The sequence below is a fragment of the Pseudonocardia kongjuensis genome, assembly GCF_039526905.1.
GTDB lineage: Bacteria > Actinomycetota > Actinomycetes > Mycobacteriales > Pseudonocardiaceae > Pseudonocardia > Pseudonocardia kongjuensis.
In genome coordinates this window covers 1-17645 of sequence record NZ_BAAAJK010000066.1, presented here as the reverse complement: position 1 = coordinate 17645, position 17645 = coordinate 1, and the positions used below count along the sequence as shown (strand labels likewise).

Here is a 17645-nt window from a genome sequence, read left to right as displayed (position 1 = left end):
CCGGCCGCCTGGGGAGTGAGGCGCTGCGCGCCTCACCGGCCGGAACCCTACGCGCGCTAAAGCGCGCTGTTTATGCAGGTCAGCTGCCTGTACTAGTGTTAAAACAGTTAACACTAAAACGCACGCGTTTTAGTGTTAATTTTCTTCATTGCTGCGCAATGAAGGCCATTTAGTGTCATAACACTTGCTATTTAACACTAAAACATCTTAATGGGGACTGCGTTTTAGTGTTAAACCACTTAATGTCCCGGTCCATCTGTCAAAGCGCTCCGGTTGCCACGCGGATCACGACGGCCCGACGGCCCGTGCAGATGCAGCCGAGCAGCCGCCAACGCATCGGTCACGACCGCGCGCGGCAGATCCCGTAGGTGCATGCCGAGCGACATGAACACAGCCCCGATGGCCTCTGCTACGTACTCTCCCTGCTCGATGCCGGCGTACTGACCTTGACGGGCCTTGCGCGGCAGATCATGCCCGAACGCCTGCAACAGCTCCCGCTCCACTGCACGCTGCTGTGCCGCGCGGTCCTCGGCTGGTGATGGCATCGGCGGGTCCCCCTCCCCCTACAGCGCTACGGCGCTCTCAGCGGCTTCTACGGCCGAGTTGGACGGGGGAAGCGCCCTACTCAGACGAGGAGGCTACTCCACGAGCCCGCGGGGGCGGGGATCAGCCGACAGGCCGATCGGTCACAGCCGGGGAGCCGCGCGGCCGTCGATCGGTCACAGCGGGAGCCGCGGCCGTCGATCGGTCACACAGCGGGGCAAGCTCGATCCGAGTGGGAGATTATCCTCGGGTTAGGGTGCACCAGCTAGGGCGACTGCGCGCATTTCCGGGGTCCGCTATTGAGTTCAGACTCAATCGATTCTCGGTCAGTTCGAATGTTCCCGCGAGCACGTCACCATCACTATCAGTGAGCGTTAGCGAGTTGTCGTCGCCGACCCAAAATGCCCCCTCATCGGGACGGCTCTGACGGTACTGCAACGTTGTGTAGCGGCTACCGTCCTTAAATTCGATAGTAAACGGCTTTCCGTAGTGGCCGGACGCGGGACTGTCCGTACAGGTCCCCGTCCATCGCCCCGTCAACTCCTCGGCCGGGTCAGATCCACATCCTGCCAGCGCGAGAACAGCGGTGGTAGTCAGGACCACTGCTGCCTTGCTCCTCAGTCTGTACGGCCCGCTGGTCGCCACCCCTGTTCAGCCTACTTCCTCAAACTCTTGGCAGTCTGTTTGCAGTGAGTGGTTGACCCACTCCACCTCTCCCGCCCCGGTAGCTCCGCAATCTACGCATACCCATTCTGGATACGAATACGGCATTACTTCAGCATCCTTTCTACTTGCGGCGGAATTGCCAAACACCAGCACTACCGGCACTCAACGCAACGCTCGCCACCACCACTACGGCCAGCCACATCGGTGGGGGTCGATCAACGATCATGGACACGGCCAGTTCTGGGCTGATAGCCCAGATTATTAGGACTATCCCGAACGCAATTAGAATCCCAATAAAGATGCCAGCAACCGCGCCCAAATAGGCGACCACGCCCACAGGCAGACGGCGGGGCTTCACATCGGTAATGCCGAGCTGCGCGTCCCGCCGTGCCGCTGCCCGGCGCTCAACCCAGCTCACGATTCCGCTAAGCGTCGCCCCCACCGCGCACGCCAGCATCGCGTACCCCAAACCCATTACAAGTGACCGTGGAGGATCCACACCGAACAGGCGGGCACCGGGTACCAGCACGAGTGCCACAGTTGTCGTCACGATGAACAGCAGTCCGCAGAGACGGTTCAGGTACTCGCCGCGGAGACTGTCTCCGGCCCCTCGTGTGGTGTCCCGCCACCGGCGCACCATGAACGCCCCTCCGGCCAGTACGACCGCGATCACAGCCACCAAGCCGACCGGCCCGTACTCATCAAGGCCCGACGAGCTCACCAGTCGTCCCCATCTCCGTGCAGCTCCGAGTCGTCGAATCGGAACTCCTGCGGATCGCTGAACTGCCAGTCAGCGTCGTGGTAATGCTCGCGCATCGCCTCGCGGAACGCCGCCTCAGCTCCGGCCGGGCCGTCCTCGACATACGCGTGCATGATCGCTTCGGCAGCGTCCGGGGGAAGGTCCGCCGTGATCTTGCGCAATCGGCGGTAGTCCTTCCCCATCGGGGCCGGACCAGCCTGACCGGTGAAGTTGACCTTGATTCCCTTCTGCCCCAACCGGTTCAGTCTGCGCCGGGGCGCGGTCGCCCGCCGCACCTCCCGCGTGTTGTGCTCCGCCCCGATCTTGCCGCGGTTGGCTCTACTCGGTGCGCGCCGCTTGGCTCGGTCGGGATGGACCCAGGCACGCAACGTACGAGGCGAGACTCCGAGCCGGTCGGCAGCGTCCCGATCACCATAGGTCTTGATCAAATCCTTGATCTGGCGGTACGTCGTCGTCGTACGAGGGGTGCGCTGGCCTCTCACCGCTTTGGTGATGGCCTCCTCCATCGTCATGTTTCGGTTGCGACGGCGGGCCATCAGCGTGCTCCTCCCGCGAGCTTGAACCGGTCCATCAACCCGGCTTCAACGAGCGTCGAGCCGTCGTAGGTACTCGACTTCGGCGTAGCCCCATCTGCAAGCAGCGCAGCAACTTCGGCGCTCGGCAGGCGACCGACGTGCTTGACCTGGCCGAGCTGATCGCCTTCAACCCAGCCCGCGGGAGGGGTAGGCGTCGGGTCGTCAGAGGCGTAGAGCACCGCGTCGGTTGCGATCGCCAGCGGGTACCGCTGAGCAGACTTCGCCGCGGTGACGACCTTGCGGGTGAGGGCGTAGCGGCCCTGAGCGACGACGTGGTGTCGCCAGTCGGGACGGTGCAGCGGGTAGTCCGAGCCTCGCCAGGTCGCAGCGTCGAGACGACCGATACCACCGCGATACGTCGCTTTGACCGCGGCGAGCAGGGCGCGATCGTCTTCGGAGGTCTCGCCGAGCAGGGCGTTTCGGGCGTTCTTCAGCTCTCGGGCCCACTTGTCGAGCACTCGAACGGCCCGGCCGTCCCACGAGTCACCCTTCTTCGGAGCGCCGTGCGGCCAGACGTACGCCTTGCTGATCTCGGGTTCCAGCTCGTACAGCTCGGTCAAGATCTTCATCGTCGGGGTGGTGACCCACAGATAGTCGCCTCCGCGCTGACGGCCAGCGACCTGCAGCGGGTCAGGAAGGCGTGCGTCTTCCCAGTTCACCGCGTTGATCCGCCAGTAGCCGGGCACGTTCGGATCGAACCGCGGCGCCTCGGTGATCTCCTCCGGCGCGCCGAGGCCGAGCGGCAGCGACGTCGCGGCACCGAGGAAGAGTCCGTTGACGTCCCAGGCGTCGACATAGGGCATCGCCGCCTCATCCGGCTGCATCGGGCGCTGCCAGATGTAGTCCCCTTCCAGGGTCGGCCTGGCAGCCACCTTGGGCAGCTCGGGCCGGGCGGCCTTCATCAGCTCCGGCCGTGTCGTGCTGATCAGCGAGACGCCCGTGACCGCTGCGGAGTACCGGTAGGCGACGCCAGTCGTTCGGGCGTAGGCCCCGAGGCGGCGAGCGAGCACCTGCGCCGGTTCGGACAGCTCACCGAACGGGGAGGGCTCGATCTGCCAGTCGGGGACCACCAGGTGGAACCGGCGGCCGTCCCGCAGATAGATCACGTTCCATCCGGAAAGCGTCGCCGACTCGCTCATGCCCCACCCCGCCGCGTCCAGCTCCGCGCGGATCTTGCGCAACACGCTGGTCGGGTCCTCGGGAAGCTCAGCCGGTAGACCCAGCTTCTCCCGAGCGCCCGGGAGAACCCAGATCTGGCCGTACGCCCACTTGGCTCCGCGATACTGCCCGTGGCCGTCGCGGTGCCCCAGGCCCAGCGAGGCGGCGTGGTTCAGTAGTTCGCCCAAGGTCGCGGATCGCTCCGACAGGTCGACCGGGACCGGGGCGCCGTCGGGCCGAGCCAGCCAGCCGATCGCCGCGGCCGCCACCAGTGCGAGGCCGGCGTAGCCGGGTCGGCTGCCCTCCTGCCCTTCACGTTCGCTCTGGCGTGCCGCCGGGGCTGCGGCCGGGCCTTCTGGCGCTCCTGGACCGTTCGCGGGCTCAGTGGACACCTCAGGCTCCGTATCGGGTGCTGAGGTCTCGTCGAGCGCGTCGAGCTGCGTCGGTGCTACGGGCGCGGCGGGGATGTGCGCGGGAGCGGGCGCGCTCGACTGCGGAGCCGGAACCGCACCGGCGGGACCCTGGTCCTCTCCGAGCGGAAGCGTCCAGTCGTCACCAGTGTCGTCGTCTCCGTCGTCGGTGGGCCAGAGCCAGGACCAGGGAGCATCCCAGACCGTGACCTGTGGGTTCGGTCCGCCGCCGGGGCGGCCGACGCGGATCTTGCGGGTCGTCCGGCGCCCCTTGGCGGTCTCCCGCGTGCGCAGGATCCCGGCATCGGCCAGGGCCGAGCCGAGCCCGTCTCGGGTCAGGTTGAGCGGGATGCCCGCTGCACGGGACTGGCGAGTGATCTCCTCCGTGGTGGCCGCAGGGTCGAGCCACACCCGCTCGCCGTCGGTCCATCCGATCGGCGAGCCAACCCGCCGCCACGTCGTTTCCATCACCCCGCCCAAGCACTCCCATCCGCACAGTTCGGGGTGGACCGGCTGCTCTCCGGTCCGGGGGTCCCGGAGCGCGGCCGTCTGCCGGATGAAAGCCGATCGGAGCGACGACGCTGCGATCTCTGTGGGACGGCGTTCGACCGAGCCAGCCATCATGCGATCCCTTGCCTCGATCAGGGCCGCCCAGACGCGCGACCAGCGTTCAGCGGCGTGCTCCTCGGTGAGCGCTCCGCGGGCCACGGCCATGTCGAGCAGGGCTCGCCAGCCCACGGCCAGGTCGGCGACCGCCTCTGAGCGGCGAGCCTCTACACCCGGGTCCGGGGAATCGCTGCGGACCATCGCGTCGGTGAACTCCGCCCGGGTGCTACGTAGCCAGCTCGTCATCGGCATCCGGTCCGCGTAGTGCTGAACGAGAGTGGCCGTCAGCCGGGCACGCAGCTCCGGCCCGTCCCCGGAGTCGAGCGGGCCGAACGCCTCCCTTGGGTTCAGCTCGCCGCGGCGCATGTCTAGGGCGACAACGCGGGTCTCTGCCGACTCGATGCCGACCCACTGCTCAGCAGTCACACCGAGCAGACCTCGCGGCTTGTGTTCGGGGCGGATGCCGCCGGTGCGGGCTCCCCGGTCCTTTCCCCGCTGCTCGGCCTGCGAGCGGGCGAGCACATTCAGGCGACGCCCCAGCGCCTCGGTGCCACGGTCGGGGGCGCCGTCGTCGACGATCGTGAGCATGTCGCCGACGGTGAAGCGGTGTTCTTCAAGGCTGGTCAGCGTGGCGGCATCCTCACCCGCTCCAAACGGAAGATGGTCGTATCGAGCGTCCGGGCAGTAGTGCTGCTGACCCACCGCTGCTAGAGCGGTCTTGCCAGAGCTCGGGCCGCCGACGGGCAGGATCGTGACCCTGCTGTAGCCCAGACATGCCCGGTAGGCCGCGCCGAGCATCGGCACAGCGAGACGGTCCGGAATTGCCTCCATCAAGGCGAACGACGCCGTCAGCGCCTCGCTCAGAGCCCCTGTGTCACCCGCGGGGAGGGGCGTCGGGAGGGCGAAATCGCGGTACTTCGCGGACGCCTCAATGCGGATATCAGGGCGGGCGCCGCCCGCGTCGATGGCGCCACCGGCGTGCAGGTACACCCAGCGCCCGCCGATCTCGCGCCAGCCGAACGTGCCGTAGAGCGTTTCGACCGGGGTCGGGCCGGAGACCGCGACGATGCCTGCCCGGACCTTCGAGCGGCCGGACTGCGTGTCGTCGATCGGGCAGGGCCAGGGCAGGTCAGCGACCCAGGTCAGCTTCTGCCAGTCCTCTTCTGCGATGGCGGGGAGATCGACGGTCTCACCGTCGCGAGAGACCGCCAGGTCGTAGTGCGTGACACGCGGTGGTGCCCCGTCGCCAAGGTCATAGCGCAACCTGCGGAGCAGCTGCGGCACCGCCGGGAGCAGTACCCGGGCCACGGTCTGGCGGTCTTCCCCTCGTCCCTTTGTTTCGATCTTGCACAGCTCGTCGTCGACTACCTCGTACTCGTCGCGGATCTTTGGGATTCGGCGACGTGGGGGCGGGGCTCCCCCGTCGTTAGTCCCACGACGACGCTGTCGCTCTCGGCCCAGATCGACCGTGGGCGCTGCGCTCTCGTCGGGGGTGACGCCGGGTTCCGACGGTGGCTCAGCGGGCACAGGGACGGCCGCTCCGGCGTCAGGGGCATGAGGCTCCGGCTCCGGGGCGACGGGCTCCGCTGTGTTCAGCTCAACCCGCTCGAACTCCTCGATCGAGCGGCCCGCGGCGAGGTGGTCGGCAGCGTCCTTTCCCTCGGCAGCCTGGACAACCGAGACCGAGGCCGCGACCGGGGCGAGCTGGTTGAAAAGGTGGGTGGCGTGCTGGCGGCCGGGCTGCTCGGGATCGTCGTCGCGGTCCATGACGATCACCACGTGGGCGCCGCGCAGGGACTCCGTGTACTGCGGCAGCCAGCGATCCTGCTCCGCCCCGTTCGCCGCTGCACCGCCTGCGTTGCACGTCGCGGTCACCCCGGCTTCGGCCAACGCGTCGGCATCCTTCTCGCCCTCGACGAGCCAGACCGGGCGCCCGGCAGCGACCGCGGCGAGAACCGACGGCAGCCGGTACAGAACACGTCGGGCCTTGACCGGCCAGCGCGGCTGCCGCCGGCCCGCCGAGTCGACGACCCGGACCGTGAACTCCTTGGGCACCCACCGGGATACCTCGTAGATCAGCCGCCCGTGCTCATCGCAGTAGCCATAGGTCTCGACGAGCTGGCGGCGGGCCTTGCCACGCCTCGTCCTCGGCTTGGTCGCCGCCGACCGGGGTTTCCGAGTCCGGCGCTCGGGCTCCCAGCGAGACCGGTTCGGGTTCGCCGGACGCGCCGGGGGCTCGTCGTAGAGGTCCGAAAGGTTCGGGTTGAGCCCCAGGGCCTCGACGACAGCCCGGGTGTCGCAACCGGTGTGGCAGCGCACGAAGGTCCGGCCAGCTCCGGTCCGGCTGTCCGGGCGCCACGTCACCGACAACGAGGCGTTGTGGTCGTCGTGAGCAGGGCAACGGGCATACAGCTGGTCACCGCGGCTGGTGTCGACCAGGCCCCGGTCAGCCAGCGCGTCAGCGACGCGGACGAGGGAACTGCGGTCCGCGTTGTTCGCGGGGTGGGTCACAGGGACCACCCACCACCGAGGGGCAAGCGCGTGTTGTGGATTCCCGAACCGGGAACCCGCCGGTACCATCGCACTCGCAACCTCCCTTCGAGGTCACGTAAACGCGAGCCCCCCGACAGCACGCCGCCAAGCAGACTTCGGGGGGTTTTCGCGTGTTTGGAGTCAGCAACCCAGGTCAGGCACCCAAGGGCAGCTGCTCCTGTTCCGATGAGGTGTCGTCCGTCATCGGCGGCACCGTGAGCCCGTGCAGCTTCGCCATCTCCCGGATGACGTACTCGTTCAGGCTCAGGCCGGACTTGCTGGCCTCGCGCTCGTAGCGGCGCCGGTGCTCCTTCGGCCACCCCACCGAGACGTAGGATCTTTCGCCCCAGCGAGGCGTCGGACCAGGCTTGGCGCTCCGGGTCGGTCGCGCGGACGACTTTGACATGCGGCGTTCCTACCGTCTCCCAATCTCCATTGGGAATCGACACGCCGTGAGCGCCCCGGATCTTCACCGGGCATCACCCCTTCGAGACCCGGCGGGCCGGGCGGGCGGCGACGGTCCGAGTCACAGCAGGCTCCCCGTGGACCACGCCCGCGGGGAGGAGAGCGGCGAGCGGGGCGCCCGGGCAGGTATCGAGCAGACGGGCCAGTGCGTCGCGCTCGGCGGGCTTCACCCACAGCCGGTACCGGGTTTTTATCTCGACCTGCCGAGTGCCGTACTCGCACCAGAACTCCCGTCGCGGTGGGAGCCAAGTCGCGGCGTCGCCATCGCCCTTCCGGGCGTTGGTCGGGCCGTCGACCGCACGCAGATTGTCCGGGTCGTTCGCGAACCGCTCGCGCGTTACTGCGTCGAGCTGCTGTGCTCCGCTTTGCCAGGCGTCCGACACCGCAACGATGTGGTCGATCTGAACAGCAGAACTGCTTCCTGCGCCCCGCTCGAACTGGATAACAGCTCCGGTGTACGGGTCGGGATCCAGAACTCCGGACAGAACCACGCAGTCGTCGGTACCGGGCTTATAGGTCACCGAGTCGAGATCGCGGGCCAGAACGTCGTTCCGCTGATCGCAACCGTTCCGGTCGATATCGGCCCAACGCTGTCCGAACTTCTCCCGACTGTAGCCCGTTTTTGGAGCCCGCCCCTTTACCGGCAGACGCGCGAGCTTTTCGGTAGCCGGACCGCTGGCCACCGCTACAAAGGTTGACTTCGACCGCCACTCGTCAGAGTTGTGGGGCGCCTCCATCCCGCCACCCGCCACCGCCACCCCGAGGGCAATGAGGCCCGTTCCGACAGCCGCCGTTGTTCGTAGTGCCCATTTGCTTCGGAACCCCTTTGTCTCCTTCACCGACCTCGCTCCTCTCCGCCCTCGACCTCCGGACCCTTATTCTCCGCGCCCTCCTTTTCGCTCTCACCCGTCGCCATGCGCCGGTTTAGCGCCCACTTGCGCAATTCCTCGGCCGGGTACAGCCGCTCCGACCCGCGATACCCCTTGGCCTCTGGGAACTGCACGTCCCGCTGTGTTGCCTTTCGCAGGTTTGCCAAAGTCATGCCACCCACAAGATCCTGGTCGACCGCTTCTCTCAGGCCGACCAGAACACTCCGCTCTGGGACAGCGCGGTTTTCATGAGAATCCGCAGGTCCAGGGTCGACAACCTTCGAATCGTGCACTGTCCCTGGGACAGTCTCAGCCTCCTGTCCCAGGTCATCGCGATCATGAGACGGTTGAGACGCCGGGACGTCTGTGTCGCGGAACGTCTCTCGACTGCTCGCCGGAATACCGCTCTGCGCCAGATCACGTGCTTGTCGCGGCGTGAAGAACGCGACCTGCGTTTCGGTCGCCACACCGTTTGTCACGATCTGCCAACGGCCGCGCTGCTTCGGCTTTCTCGGCATGGGCCAGACTTCGGGGCACAGCATCTTCCATGCATTCATGGTGTATCGCGACAGGCATCGAGTCGCGTAGTTTTCCCGAGCCTCCGGCCCTCCCATAGTGCGGGCCGACGCCATCTGTGCGACCGAAATGACGTGAATCTTGATCTGACGCCCCATGAACAACAGATCGAGCAGCGCCTCAACGGCGGGTGAGGTGTTCGGCTCGCCCTTCTCCTTGATTTCGCGCCAGTACTTGTTCAGACGGCTAATGGTGACATTCATTTCTTCCGCCATAACCCAAATTCTCGGGCCTACGTCGACATGGTCAGTGTTCCCATCAATGTCGGCATACTTCTCGACCAGATTATTTCGACGATCTACCTCCCGTCGTAGCGACAGCAGTCGGTCGTGAATCAACTCCGGCAGCCGGTGATACTCGCAGTTGCGTAGATTGTCCGCCCACAGATGCGACACCCGCTTGACATCGAAAATGATTCCGTAACCGCCCTTGGCCAAACCCTGGGACAGAATCGCTCGGAGCAGAACTGATTTACCAGCCCCGGACGCGGCCGAGACGAGAACATGCGGTGACTCGGCCTCCAAGTCGACCGTGACCGCCTTATGCCCCGCCGCGAGACCGATGATCGGAGCTGTTTCTTTTGCTCTGGTCATCAGCGGAAGAATGTCCTCGTAGGTGACCTTCGCGGGCGGCCGTACTGGCTCCCGGAACGTCACATACGGCTTATTGCCTTCGGTGTGGAACGCAAAGACCGTGTCCCCTTCCAGGCCGAGCTTGTTTCGCACGACCGTCTTGACGTGGTTCTGCACGCCATCAGAGCCGTCATAGGCCGGTGGCAGGTCTATTCGCAGCTCAGCGCCGGGGTTGCTCTTGAAATCCGGTGGGATGTGGAGCCACTGCTCCGGTCGGGTCGCGGTCTGGCGGACAGCACCCCTCAGGGCCTCGTGCAACGGCCAGAGATAGCGGGTCCGGTGCCCCCGGGTCTCGACGCTGCGCTTGGCTCCGTAGGTGCCCCACACCAGTGCGAGCGCAGCGAGACCGAGCCCGAGAGCCAGAACGAGATCGGGGCGAACCAGCAACCCGACCCCGACCGCGATCAGCAGTGCCCCGATTCGCGCAGCACTGCGCTGCCAGCCCGCCAGGTAGGACCACTTGCCGGTCTCCCCTGCGACCTCTATCGGCTGGCGGCGAGCAGAGCGCCAGAACGTCGCGTCGGTACGGGAGTCTCCTAGTAGCGGCCGCCCGCTGATGAATCGGCACAGCGCACGCCCGACGACCGGGGCCGGGGCCCGGACCGTTGCGATGTAGGTGACCCGGCCGGTGCGGCGCGCTCCGTCGAGCGCAGCCGCACCGGCTGTGCGCGCCGCCGCAAGTGTTCGGACAGCGGTCGGAGTGGCGGCCAATCGTGCCAGCGCGCTCTCGGGACGGACGACCAGCTCCGTCCCGCTGCCTCGCAGCGGCACGATCTCTGTCGACGGCGCCGCAGGTCCGGGCTGCGGATCGGCCGCACCGGGACGCTCCATCTCCATCGTCATTGGCCTTCACACCTCCATCCGTGTTTTGTTGATTTCGTGTTAAACCGCAATCTGCGGTGTCCCCTGAGGCCCCTCACGCCACCTGCGGTGCGTGGTGTGCGCCGGAAGCCACATCGCCCACGACGGGAGGCACGAGTGCGCTCAGCCGGGCGCGCACGGTCCGGTAGCGCAGTCCTGTCACCTCACTGATCGCCGAGGGCGACAACCCCTCCGAGTTCATCCGTCGGATGACCTCGTCCTGTTCGTTCTCCCCGAGCGGCAGCACCTCTCCGTTGAGCGCTCGGTGCACCGCGACTTCGTCGACGTAGCTCGGGTCCGGCTCCTCATCCCGGGCAGTGAGGCCAAACTCGATGACAACCCGCTCGTCGTTGCGGATGGCGTGCTCCCAGCAGCGGCCACACGCGATGCCGCCATGTGGCGCGTCGTGGCCGAACTCGCGACACATGGTCCGTGCCACTGAGGCGACCGCATGACCCGCGGGGAGGAGGGCCAGGGCCGCGCGCACCGTCAGCTGGTCAGCGCTCGGCATGGGCAGCCCACGGCGGGCGGTGGTCGCAATGCGGGCGGCCTCGTCGCGCCGAATCCGGGTCTCGGCCTGCGCCGCCGTCAGACGCTCCGTGTTCTGAGACTGGGCGTTCATCAGATCTTCCCCTCGCGCAGCGCGTTCTGAACGCGCTCGATGTGCTTGCGGCACTCGGCGACGACATCGGCCGCCGATCCGTAGGTGGCGGCGCTGTACTCGGCGTCGGGCAGCTCGCCTGTGTTTCGGTGCTTTCGTGTCTTAGCCGCAAAACGCGGTTCGTTCTTGTCACCCATGCCGCACCTCTGTGCCGACCGTGGTGGAGTCGTCCTCCTCCTGCTCGGCCAGTGCGGAGAGCAGAGCGGTGCGCTCCCGTTCGTGTCGGCGCTCTTGCTGGTCCCAGCGAGCGCGGAAGTTGGTGCGTCCGTTGGCCTTCTCCGCGAAGATCCAGCCCGCCACGAACCCGATCTGCCAGGTCAGCCCTGCGGTGATCACGATTTCCAACATCAGGCGTTCACCGCCTTGACCAGTGCGACCGGCCGCGGTGCGGGGGTCTGCGTCGGCTTCATCCGCCGACGGATCTCGCGGGCGTACTTCTCGGTGACGCTGATGTTCTGCCGGGCGAACAGCTCGACGACCTGGGCGATGTGGTCACGGGTGGGCTGCTCGTCCGGACCGACGCCCATCATTCGCCACGCCTCGCGCACCGCAGCGGCCTTGCCGCTGGTCTCGACCAGCTCGGCGAGCGAGGTCCGGCGCTGCTCGGTGACCACGACCGGGATGCCGTGCGGGTCGGTCGCGGTCTCGTCAGGAGTCGTCTGCCGATCGGCGGGCTCGACGGACGGGGTGGTTCCACCCTCGATCGCTGCGCCGGTGTGACCACCGAGTGCCTGTGCGGCATCGGCGGGCGCCTCGGCGGTGGACGGCCCGACCTGCGAGCCCTTGGCAGTGCCCTTGCTCTCCGCCGCGGCGACGGCCAGGGCCTCGGCCGGGGTGGTCAGTCCGTGCAGGACTGCCGCACGGAAGGCGCGGAACGTCGACGGCATCGCCAGCAACCACCGCAGGGCCCGGAACCGGGGGAGCGGCTGTTCGAGTGCGCCGATCTCCCGGAGCTGGTCGCGACGCCACGCCCGCAACGTGCGGTCCCAGAGCAGGGCTGCCGACAGAGAGGCTCCGCCGAAGAAGATTGCCGCCGCGGTCTCGTTGAGCACCGTGCTCGCGTGCCAGAAGTTGAACGCCGCACCGGCGGTCGCGTAGAGCCAGGTCAGTGCTCGCTCGGTCATCGCCGAGTCACCGCGCAGGACATACCGCTGGGCGAGCAGAGCGACGTAGAAGGCCGCGGCGCCGAACAGCAGCGGGACCAGGTACTCCCAGCCGCCGGTCATCCGGAAGGTGTCCCTAGCCAGTGCGAGAAGGCCCTGCCATGCGGCGGCCTCAGGCGCCAGCACGACCAGCCCGAGCAGCAGAGCGCGGGTCCCGGCCAGGGTCTTCGCGCCAATCCGGGACCAATCCCGGCCGGGGCGCGGCTCCTGCGGTCCGTAGGTGGCGGGTGACTGCGGGTCGCTCGCCGCAGGGGTGTGCGGCGGCGCCGCACGGTATCGCTTGAACAGCTTGCTCATGTGGTCCTCCCGACCTCAGTGGGCCTCATCGGCACACGTCGGACGGTACAGAGTGAGTCTGTAGTTGTACAGACTGAGTCTGTATTGCGGTGTGAGCGATGCCGCGCGGCGCGACTGCGGCGGACACCACCTAGGCCCGGCTTGACCTGCTGTTTTGGTACTCTTCGGGACCGCTGACAACGGAGGGTGTACGCGCAGATGACCGACCGGCCCAGTCCCGATCCGGATGCCGAGTGGTGGACGTCGACCGACGTCGCCGACTACCTCGGTGTCCAGGTGAAGACGGTCTCCGCGTACCGCCATCGCAAGCAGATGCCTGAACCCGATCGCCGGATCGGACGGTCCTGGATCTGGAAGCCCGAGCGGATCATCGAGTGGCACAACGAGCCCGGCCGGCGCCGCAAGTCCCGCGAGGCAGGACAGGATGCGGCCGGCGGCGGCGAGAGCCGGCCTCCTGCCTAGCGGCACTTCCGCATGCGGCTTCATGTGGAAGCACCAGGCCTGATGACGAACGGCAGGACCCGGGTCTCGTCGTAGGAACCCGGTTGCCAGTTCAGGGCTCGGTCGCGGACCGGCACCCCCGTCGTTGGCGCCTCCCGGATCTGGTCGTTCCCCAGATAGAGCGCGACGTGGTGGACCCCGGACACGCTGCCGTTGGACGACCAGAACACCAGGTCGCCCGGCTGTGCTTGTCCGCGCGGGATCTGCTGGCCCGCTGTTGCCTGATCACGAGAGACACGCGGGATCTGCACGCCCGCGGCCTGCCATGCGCGCATCGTCAACCCGGAGCAGTCGTAGGTATCCGGTCCCGTTGCGCCCCAGACGTAGGGCTTGCCGAGCTGCTCAGCCGCGAACGCCAGGGCCGCTCCCGCGGCGCCCGGCGCGCTGGGCACTTCTCCTCCTGCCCCGGCCGGAGCGCAGACCAGCGACTCGACGGAGTCTCCCGGAGCGGTCGATCCGAGCTCGGCGAGCAGGTCTGCCGCCGCTTGTTCCCACTTCGCGTAGGCGTCAGGGAACGCCGACCGCTGCACTGCCTGGGCCGCCTCGGTCAGCGGCATGGATTCCCAACCGGGCAGTGCGAGCAGGTGTGCGTAGAACTGCTCGGCGGCGTACTCGGGATCGGTGATCTGCTCTCGCGTGCCCCATCCCTGTGACGGTCGCTGCTGAAACAGGCCCCCGGAGTCCCGATCGCCACCGCTGAGGTTGTTGAGCGTCGCTTCCTGCATCGCAGTCGCCAGCGCGATCCACTGCGCACGGGCCGGGGCTCCCATCCGTCGGCCGGTATCGACGATGGCCTGGGCGTTCGCCCGCTGCGTCGGTGACCACACAGCTCCGGCACCTGGCTCACCGGATCCAGGTGGTTCCGGGGCTGCGAGCGTCGCCACACAACCGGGGCGGCGGGTGACATCGAATGCCGGTTCGGTCGCAATGATCATGGCGCTGAACACCGCCACGACGCCGAAGCCCGCCAACAGCACAACTCCGGCGACCCCGCCGACCACACGGCGGCCCGCCGGAGGGCGCGGCCTCAACAGCAGCGCCACCGCTCAGGCCCCCGCGAGAGGTTCGACGTCGGCGACCAGCCAGACACCATCGGATTCGACAAGCTCGATCTGAATACTGAGAGCATCGAGCGGAACCGTGACCTGGACCACGCCGTCGTCCTCGGCTGTCACCCAGCCCGCCCCGGTGACCTCACGCGCCGGGACGTTCACCGGGTCCACCTGTGACAGCACCACCGCGCCGTACTCGTCCGTCGCCAGCGGTTGCAGGCGTTGCAACCACTCACGCTGCGGAGTGTCCGGTGAGGCCCACAGCGTCGCGAACTCCTCCGCTACCTCCCGCGGGGAGGCAGGCCCGGGTGACTCCGTCAACGACGGCGGGGGCGGTGGTGGTGGCGGTGCCGGGGCAGCCACAGCCGGGGGAGGTGACGGTGGCGGCGGGGCCGGGGCGCTCATCTCTACCGAGCTGAGCCGGGCACCGATCGAGACGAGCACGATGGCACCGATGGTGACCCCGTAGAACCTGCGGCGGCTGTGGAGCAGCCAGGTAGTGAACGCCCGCCCCCCGGTCACCACGGTCTCACCCGCCCGAACTCAGGTCGCGGTCCCACCGCTGTGCCGGTGTGAGGTCGATCCGCAGTACGGGTTCGGGAAGGCCGGTAGAACCCCGGGCCGCGCCGCCGGGTGGTCGATGTTCTCGCCAGGCGCGCAGCGGCTGGGCCACCCACCGCACCGGCGTGAGCACGGGAAGTGTTGCCGTCCCGCGGCCCACCGCCGACCGGCGCGCTGCCGACCGGGTCCTGGCCGATCTGCCCGGAGCGGGGGACACGACGCCCGTCAGGTCTCGTGGCGAAAGTGGACGGCTCAGGCCCGCGGTCGGGGGCCTCTCCTCCTCGCACATCCGGACGGCGGCGGGAAACATCAACCGTCCCGTGCCGCGGCCGGCCCACGCTTCCGACGGCCTCGGGGACGGGCTCCCGCCCCCCTGCTCCTCCCCTGATGATCGGGCCCGATGGGCCAGGTCGCGGACCGACGCCGATCGGACCGGTAGGCGCGTCCCCCCCGTCCGAACCGCCCCCGCGCGGACCGCTCCCGCCTGGGCCGCTCCGTGGGCCGCCCCCTGGACCGCGCGGACCGGGCGGACGTGGGTCGGGGGGGCGCGGTCCGGACCCCGGCGGACCGGGTGGCCGACGACCCGGGCCCGGGTCGTCTGGACCGTCAGCCTCCTGTCCGCCGGTGACTCCACCTCTTGCCCTGCTGCCACGCAGCGCTCCGATCAACTGCTGGTGACGGCGCGAGGTGGCCCGGTTCGTCTCGTGGTGTCGAACCTCTGTCTTGACCCACTGGTGGGCTCGCGCAGCGCGACGGCTGAACTGTCCGGCCATTGCCCGTGTGGACGAGAAGATCCCGGTCAGACTGACGATCGGGCGCAGCAGCTTCAACAGGATGAGTGTGGTCGCCCACGACGCGACGATCATGCTGCCGTCGGTGAGATCCCCGTTGCCAGCCATTGTGAGGATGACAATCGAGTGCGCAATCCCGCAAACACTCGCCACAAGGCCGCCGAAGATGACGGCCCCGACCACCTTGATAGACTTTTCCAAAGTCCCCGGTCTGACGATCGCAAGTAGGGCGACAAGGGGCGCGCCGATCGGAAGGAACGCAAGGAACAGCACTAGCATGTACTGAATCATCAGTGCGAATATTTGAACTATGGCAATCGGCGCCATGATGAGCACGGCACCTAGCCCTGTCGCGGTACGCCCATCCCCCTTTCCTTGCAGGTTCGTATACTCAGCCGGGGTCGCCTCTTGATCGGCCACCTCCATCCAGCGTTCGCCCTTCTCGCGGTACGCGTCTTCCTGGTCGACTTGGCCGTCGAGGATCGCCCACCACTCGTTGTAATCCAGGGCCTGATTCTGAAAGAGCTGCCAAGCGATGTCATCTCTGCCATAGGCGCCCACCTGTCCGTCTTTCCAAGACCGGTAGATAATCTGCTGATAGACAGCGTCTCGCATGGCCTGACCAGCGCTCTCTCCCTGTTCTGGAAAAGCCTGTTGGGCCACCGACTGTCGCGCGTCTTGCAGGACTTGGCGGACTGCACCGCTGAGATCCTCCGACAGTTGCGCTCCGGAGCCAAACGACAGGGCCGAGACTGCGATTGCTGCGAGGATCAGGCATACACGGGTGAGAACTTCGCCGACGTCACCACGCCGGCCCGCCACGATGACAATGCTCCCAGCCAGGACCAACGCGGCACCGGCCCACGGAGAGAACACCGCATCGAACAAGGCCCGCGCCGTGGTGTCCGACGCGTCGGTGACGTCGCCCCCGGTCGGGTCCATCACCACCAGTTCTTGCAATCCCTGCTGAGCGGCGAACAGTGCTCGCGCTATCCAGAGAAAAAAGTTCCCGAACATGGTGTCCACCGATGCGCCGGGGTCCCGTACTCCTCCGCCACAACCAAGGTCATAGTTGGACCATTGCATTCCGGCGTAACCGTAGTAAGTGATGAGCTTCCCCTGCGCCTCTGCGGCATCGCTGGGAACCTCACCTGCAATCGGCTCGTGCACAACGAGCTGGTCGAGAGTGCTCAGAAAACCGGCCGCCGGATCGGTCGGCATTGGAGGGCTTTTGCAGTCATCAAACGGTGGGATGGCCGATGCCGCGCCCGTTCCGGCGAGTGTGAGCCCGGTTGTAAGTGCCAGGACCAGCACTGCCGCGCGCACCCGCCGGAGCCAGACCGCGCCTGGACGGCGTTTCCGCTGCCGATACCATTGCGCCATCAGGCCCCGGACGGTGGGGATCCGAAAACCAGTCATCGCCCGATCCCGGAGCGTGCCGCGTTCGTGTCCAGCACCTTGCGCAAGCTCGCGTAGTGGTCGCCGGAAACGTCCAGCCGGACGTCTTCGCAGAAGTCACCCGACCGCCATATGAATTCGCGCGGGGCGTCGGCGGCCAGGCCGGTTCCGAGCATTCCGACACCGCTGCTCAGGTCGCCCAGGCGTGGCTCGTATCCGACCCCGGTCGGCACCCGGAGCAGGCGCAACGCATCACTCTGGGCCGCGCTGTCAGTGGTGCGGCCGACGAAGACGTCGTGGCAGAGGCTCGCCAGGCCAGAGTCACCGCCACCGAGCTGGAGGACATCCGAGGCGAGCTGCCCGGCGACCAGGACGCGGGCGCGATACTTGCGGTTGTCGCGGCTGAACTGTGCGATCAGCGTGCGGCCGGTGCTGGTCATCGAGAGCCAACGCAGCTCATCGAGACCGACCATCTTGGGTGCAGCACGCGGCAGCTCGTAGACCTGCCGCCGCTCATCTGAAAGTGACCACTGCTGATCAGTGGAAGTGACCACCCTTGCGACCCGCC

The 17645-nt window shown here is 67.4% G+C and carries 14 protein-coding genes and 1 pseudogene; 1 reads left to right on the top strand and 14 read right to left on the bottom strand.

Annotation, left to right across the window (positions count from 1 at the left end; translation table 11 throughout):
* Positions 1 to 239: 239 nt before the first annotated feature.
* The 11 genes from ABD160_RS33090 to ABD160_RS33040 all read right to left on the bottom strand — a co-directional run bounded on the left by ABD160_RS33090 (position 240) and on the right by ABD160_RS33040 (position 12774).
* A complete protein-coding gene (locus tag ABD160_RS33090) occupies positions 240 to 503 on the bottom strand; it encodes a hypothetical protein (protein ID WP_344030647.1) in 264 nt (87 codons plus the stop codon).
* Positions 504 to 1330: 827 nt separating this feature from the next.
* Positions 1331 to 1930, bottom strand: a complete 600-nt coding sequence (locus tag ABD160_RS33085) for a hypothetical protein (RefSeq protein ID WP_344030644.1) — start codon at positions 1928 to 1930, stop codon at positions 1331 to 1333.
* On the bottom strand, positions 1927 to 2505 hold the full coding sequence (locus ABD160_RS33080; RefSeq protein WP_344030641.1) for a hypothetical protein: 579 nt from the start codon (positions 2503 to 2505) through the stop codon (positions 1927 to 1929). The genes ABD160_RS33085 and ABD160_RS33080 overlap by 4 nt, the downstream gene beginning before the upstream one ends.
* A complete protein-coding gene (locus ABD160_RS33075) occupies positions 2505 to 7229 on the bottom strand; it encodes a hypothetical protein (RefSeq protein ID WP_344030638.1) in 4725 nt (1574 codons plus the stop codon). The genes ABD160_RS33080 and ABD160_RS33075 overlap by 1 nt, the downstream gene beginning before the upstream one ends.
* A 175-nt stretch (positions 7230 to 7404) precedes the next feature.
* Entirely contained in the window at positions 7405 to 7575 is a 171-nt protein-coding gene (locus ABD160_RS33070; RefSeq protein ID WP_344030635.1) for a hypothetical protein, read from the bottom strand.
* A 154-nt stretch (positions 7576 to 7729) separates the two neighbouring features.
* Entirely contained in the window at positions 7730 to 8554 is an 825-nt protein-coding gene (locus tag ABD160_RS33065) for an HNH endonuclease family protein (protein ID WP_344030633.1), read from the bottom strand.
* Positions 8551 to 10635: a hypothetical protein gene (locus ABD160_RS33060; protein WP_344030631.1), complete on the bottom strand. Its 2085-nt coding sequence runs from the start codon at positions 10633 to 10635 to the stop codon at positions 8551 to 8553. The genes ABD160_RS33065 and ABD160_RS33060 overlap by 4 nt, the downstream gene beginning before the upstream one ends.
* Positions 10636 to 10708: 73 nt before the next feature.
* The gene (locus ABD160_RS33055; RefSeq protein ID WP_344030628.1) at positions 10709 to 11275 is read right to left on the bottom strand and encodes a hypothetical protein; all 567 of its coding nucleotides are present in this window, start codon (positions 11273 to 11275) and stop codon (positions 10709 to 10711) included.
* Positions 11275 to 11451 carry a hypothetical protein gene (locus ABD160_RS33050; protein WP_344030625.1) on the bottom strand — a complete coding sequence of 59 codons (177 nt, stop codon included), beginning with the start codon at positions 11449 to 11451 and terminating at the stop codon, positions 11275 to 11277. The genes ABD160_RS33055 and ABD160_RS33050 overlap by 1 nt, the downstream gene beginning before the upstream one ends.
* Positions 11444 to 11662, bottom strand: a complete 219-nt coding sequence (locus ABD160_RS33045; RefSeq protein ID WP_344030622.1) for a hypothetical protein — start codon at positions 11660 to 11662, stop codon at positions 11444 to 11446. Before ABD160_RS33045 ends, ABD160_RS33050 begins: the two co-directional genes overlap by 8 nt.
* Positions 11662 to 12774 carry a DUF2637 domain-containing protein gene (locus tag ABD160_RS33040; protein ID WP_344030619.1) on the bottom strand — a complete coding sequence of 371 codons (1113 nt, stop codon included), beginning with the start codon at positions 12772 to 12774 and terminating at the stop codon, positions 11662 to 11664. Before ABD160_RS33040 ends, ABD160_RS33045 begins: the two co-directional genes overlap by 1 nt.
* A 198-nt stretch (positions 12775 to 12972) precedes the next feature.
* Between ABD160_RS33040 and ABD160_RS33035 the strand changes: the two genes are divergently transcribed.
* Positions 12973 to 13236 (top strand): helix-turn-helix domain-containing protein, encoded by a 264-nt coding sequence (locus tag ABD160_RS33035; protein WP_344030616.1) that lies wholly within the window; start codon positions 12973 to 12975, stop codon positions 13234 to 13236.
* Positions 13237 to 13256: 20 nt separating this feature from the next.
* Here the strand turns inward: ABD160_RS33035 and ABD160_RS33030 are convergent, their stop codons facing one another.
* The 3 genes and pseudogenes from ABD160_RS33030 to ABD160_RS33020 form a co-directional block, all read right to left on the bottom strand.
* The gene (locus tag ABD160_RS33030) at positions 13257 to 14318 is read right to left on the bottom strand and encodes a C40 family peptidase (protein ID WP_344030614.1); all 1062 of its coding nucleotides are present in this window, start codon (positions 14316 to 14318) and stop codon (positions 13257 to 13259) included.
* A 3-nt stretch (positions 14319 to 14321) separates the two neighbouring features.
* On the bottom strand, positions 14322 to 14555 hold the full coding sequence (locus tag ABD160_RS33025) for a hypothetical protein (protein ID WP_344030611.1): 234 nt from the start codon (positions 14553 to 14555) through the stop codon (positions 14322 to 14324).
* A 2539-nt stretch (positions 14556 to 17094) separates the two neighbouring features.
* Positions 17095 to 17645: pseudogene (locus ABD160_RS33020) on the bottom strand (hypothetical protein); the annotation flags it as partial.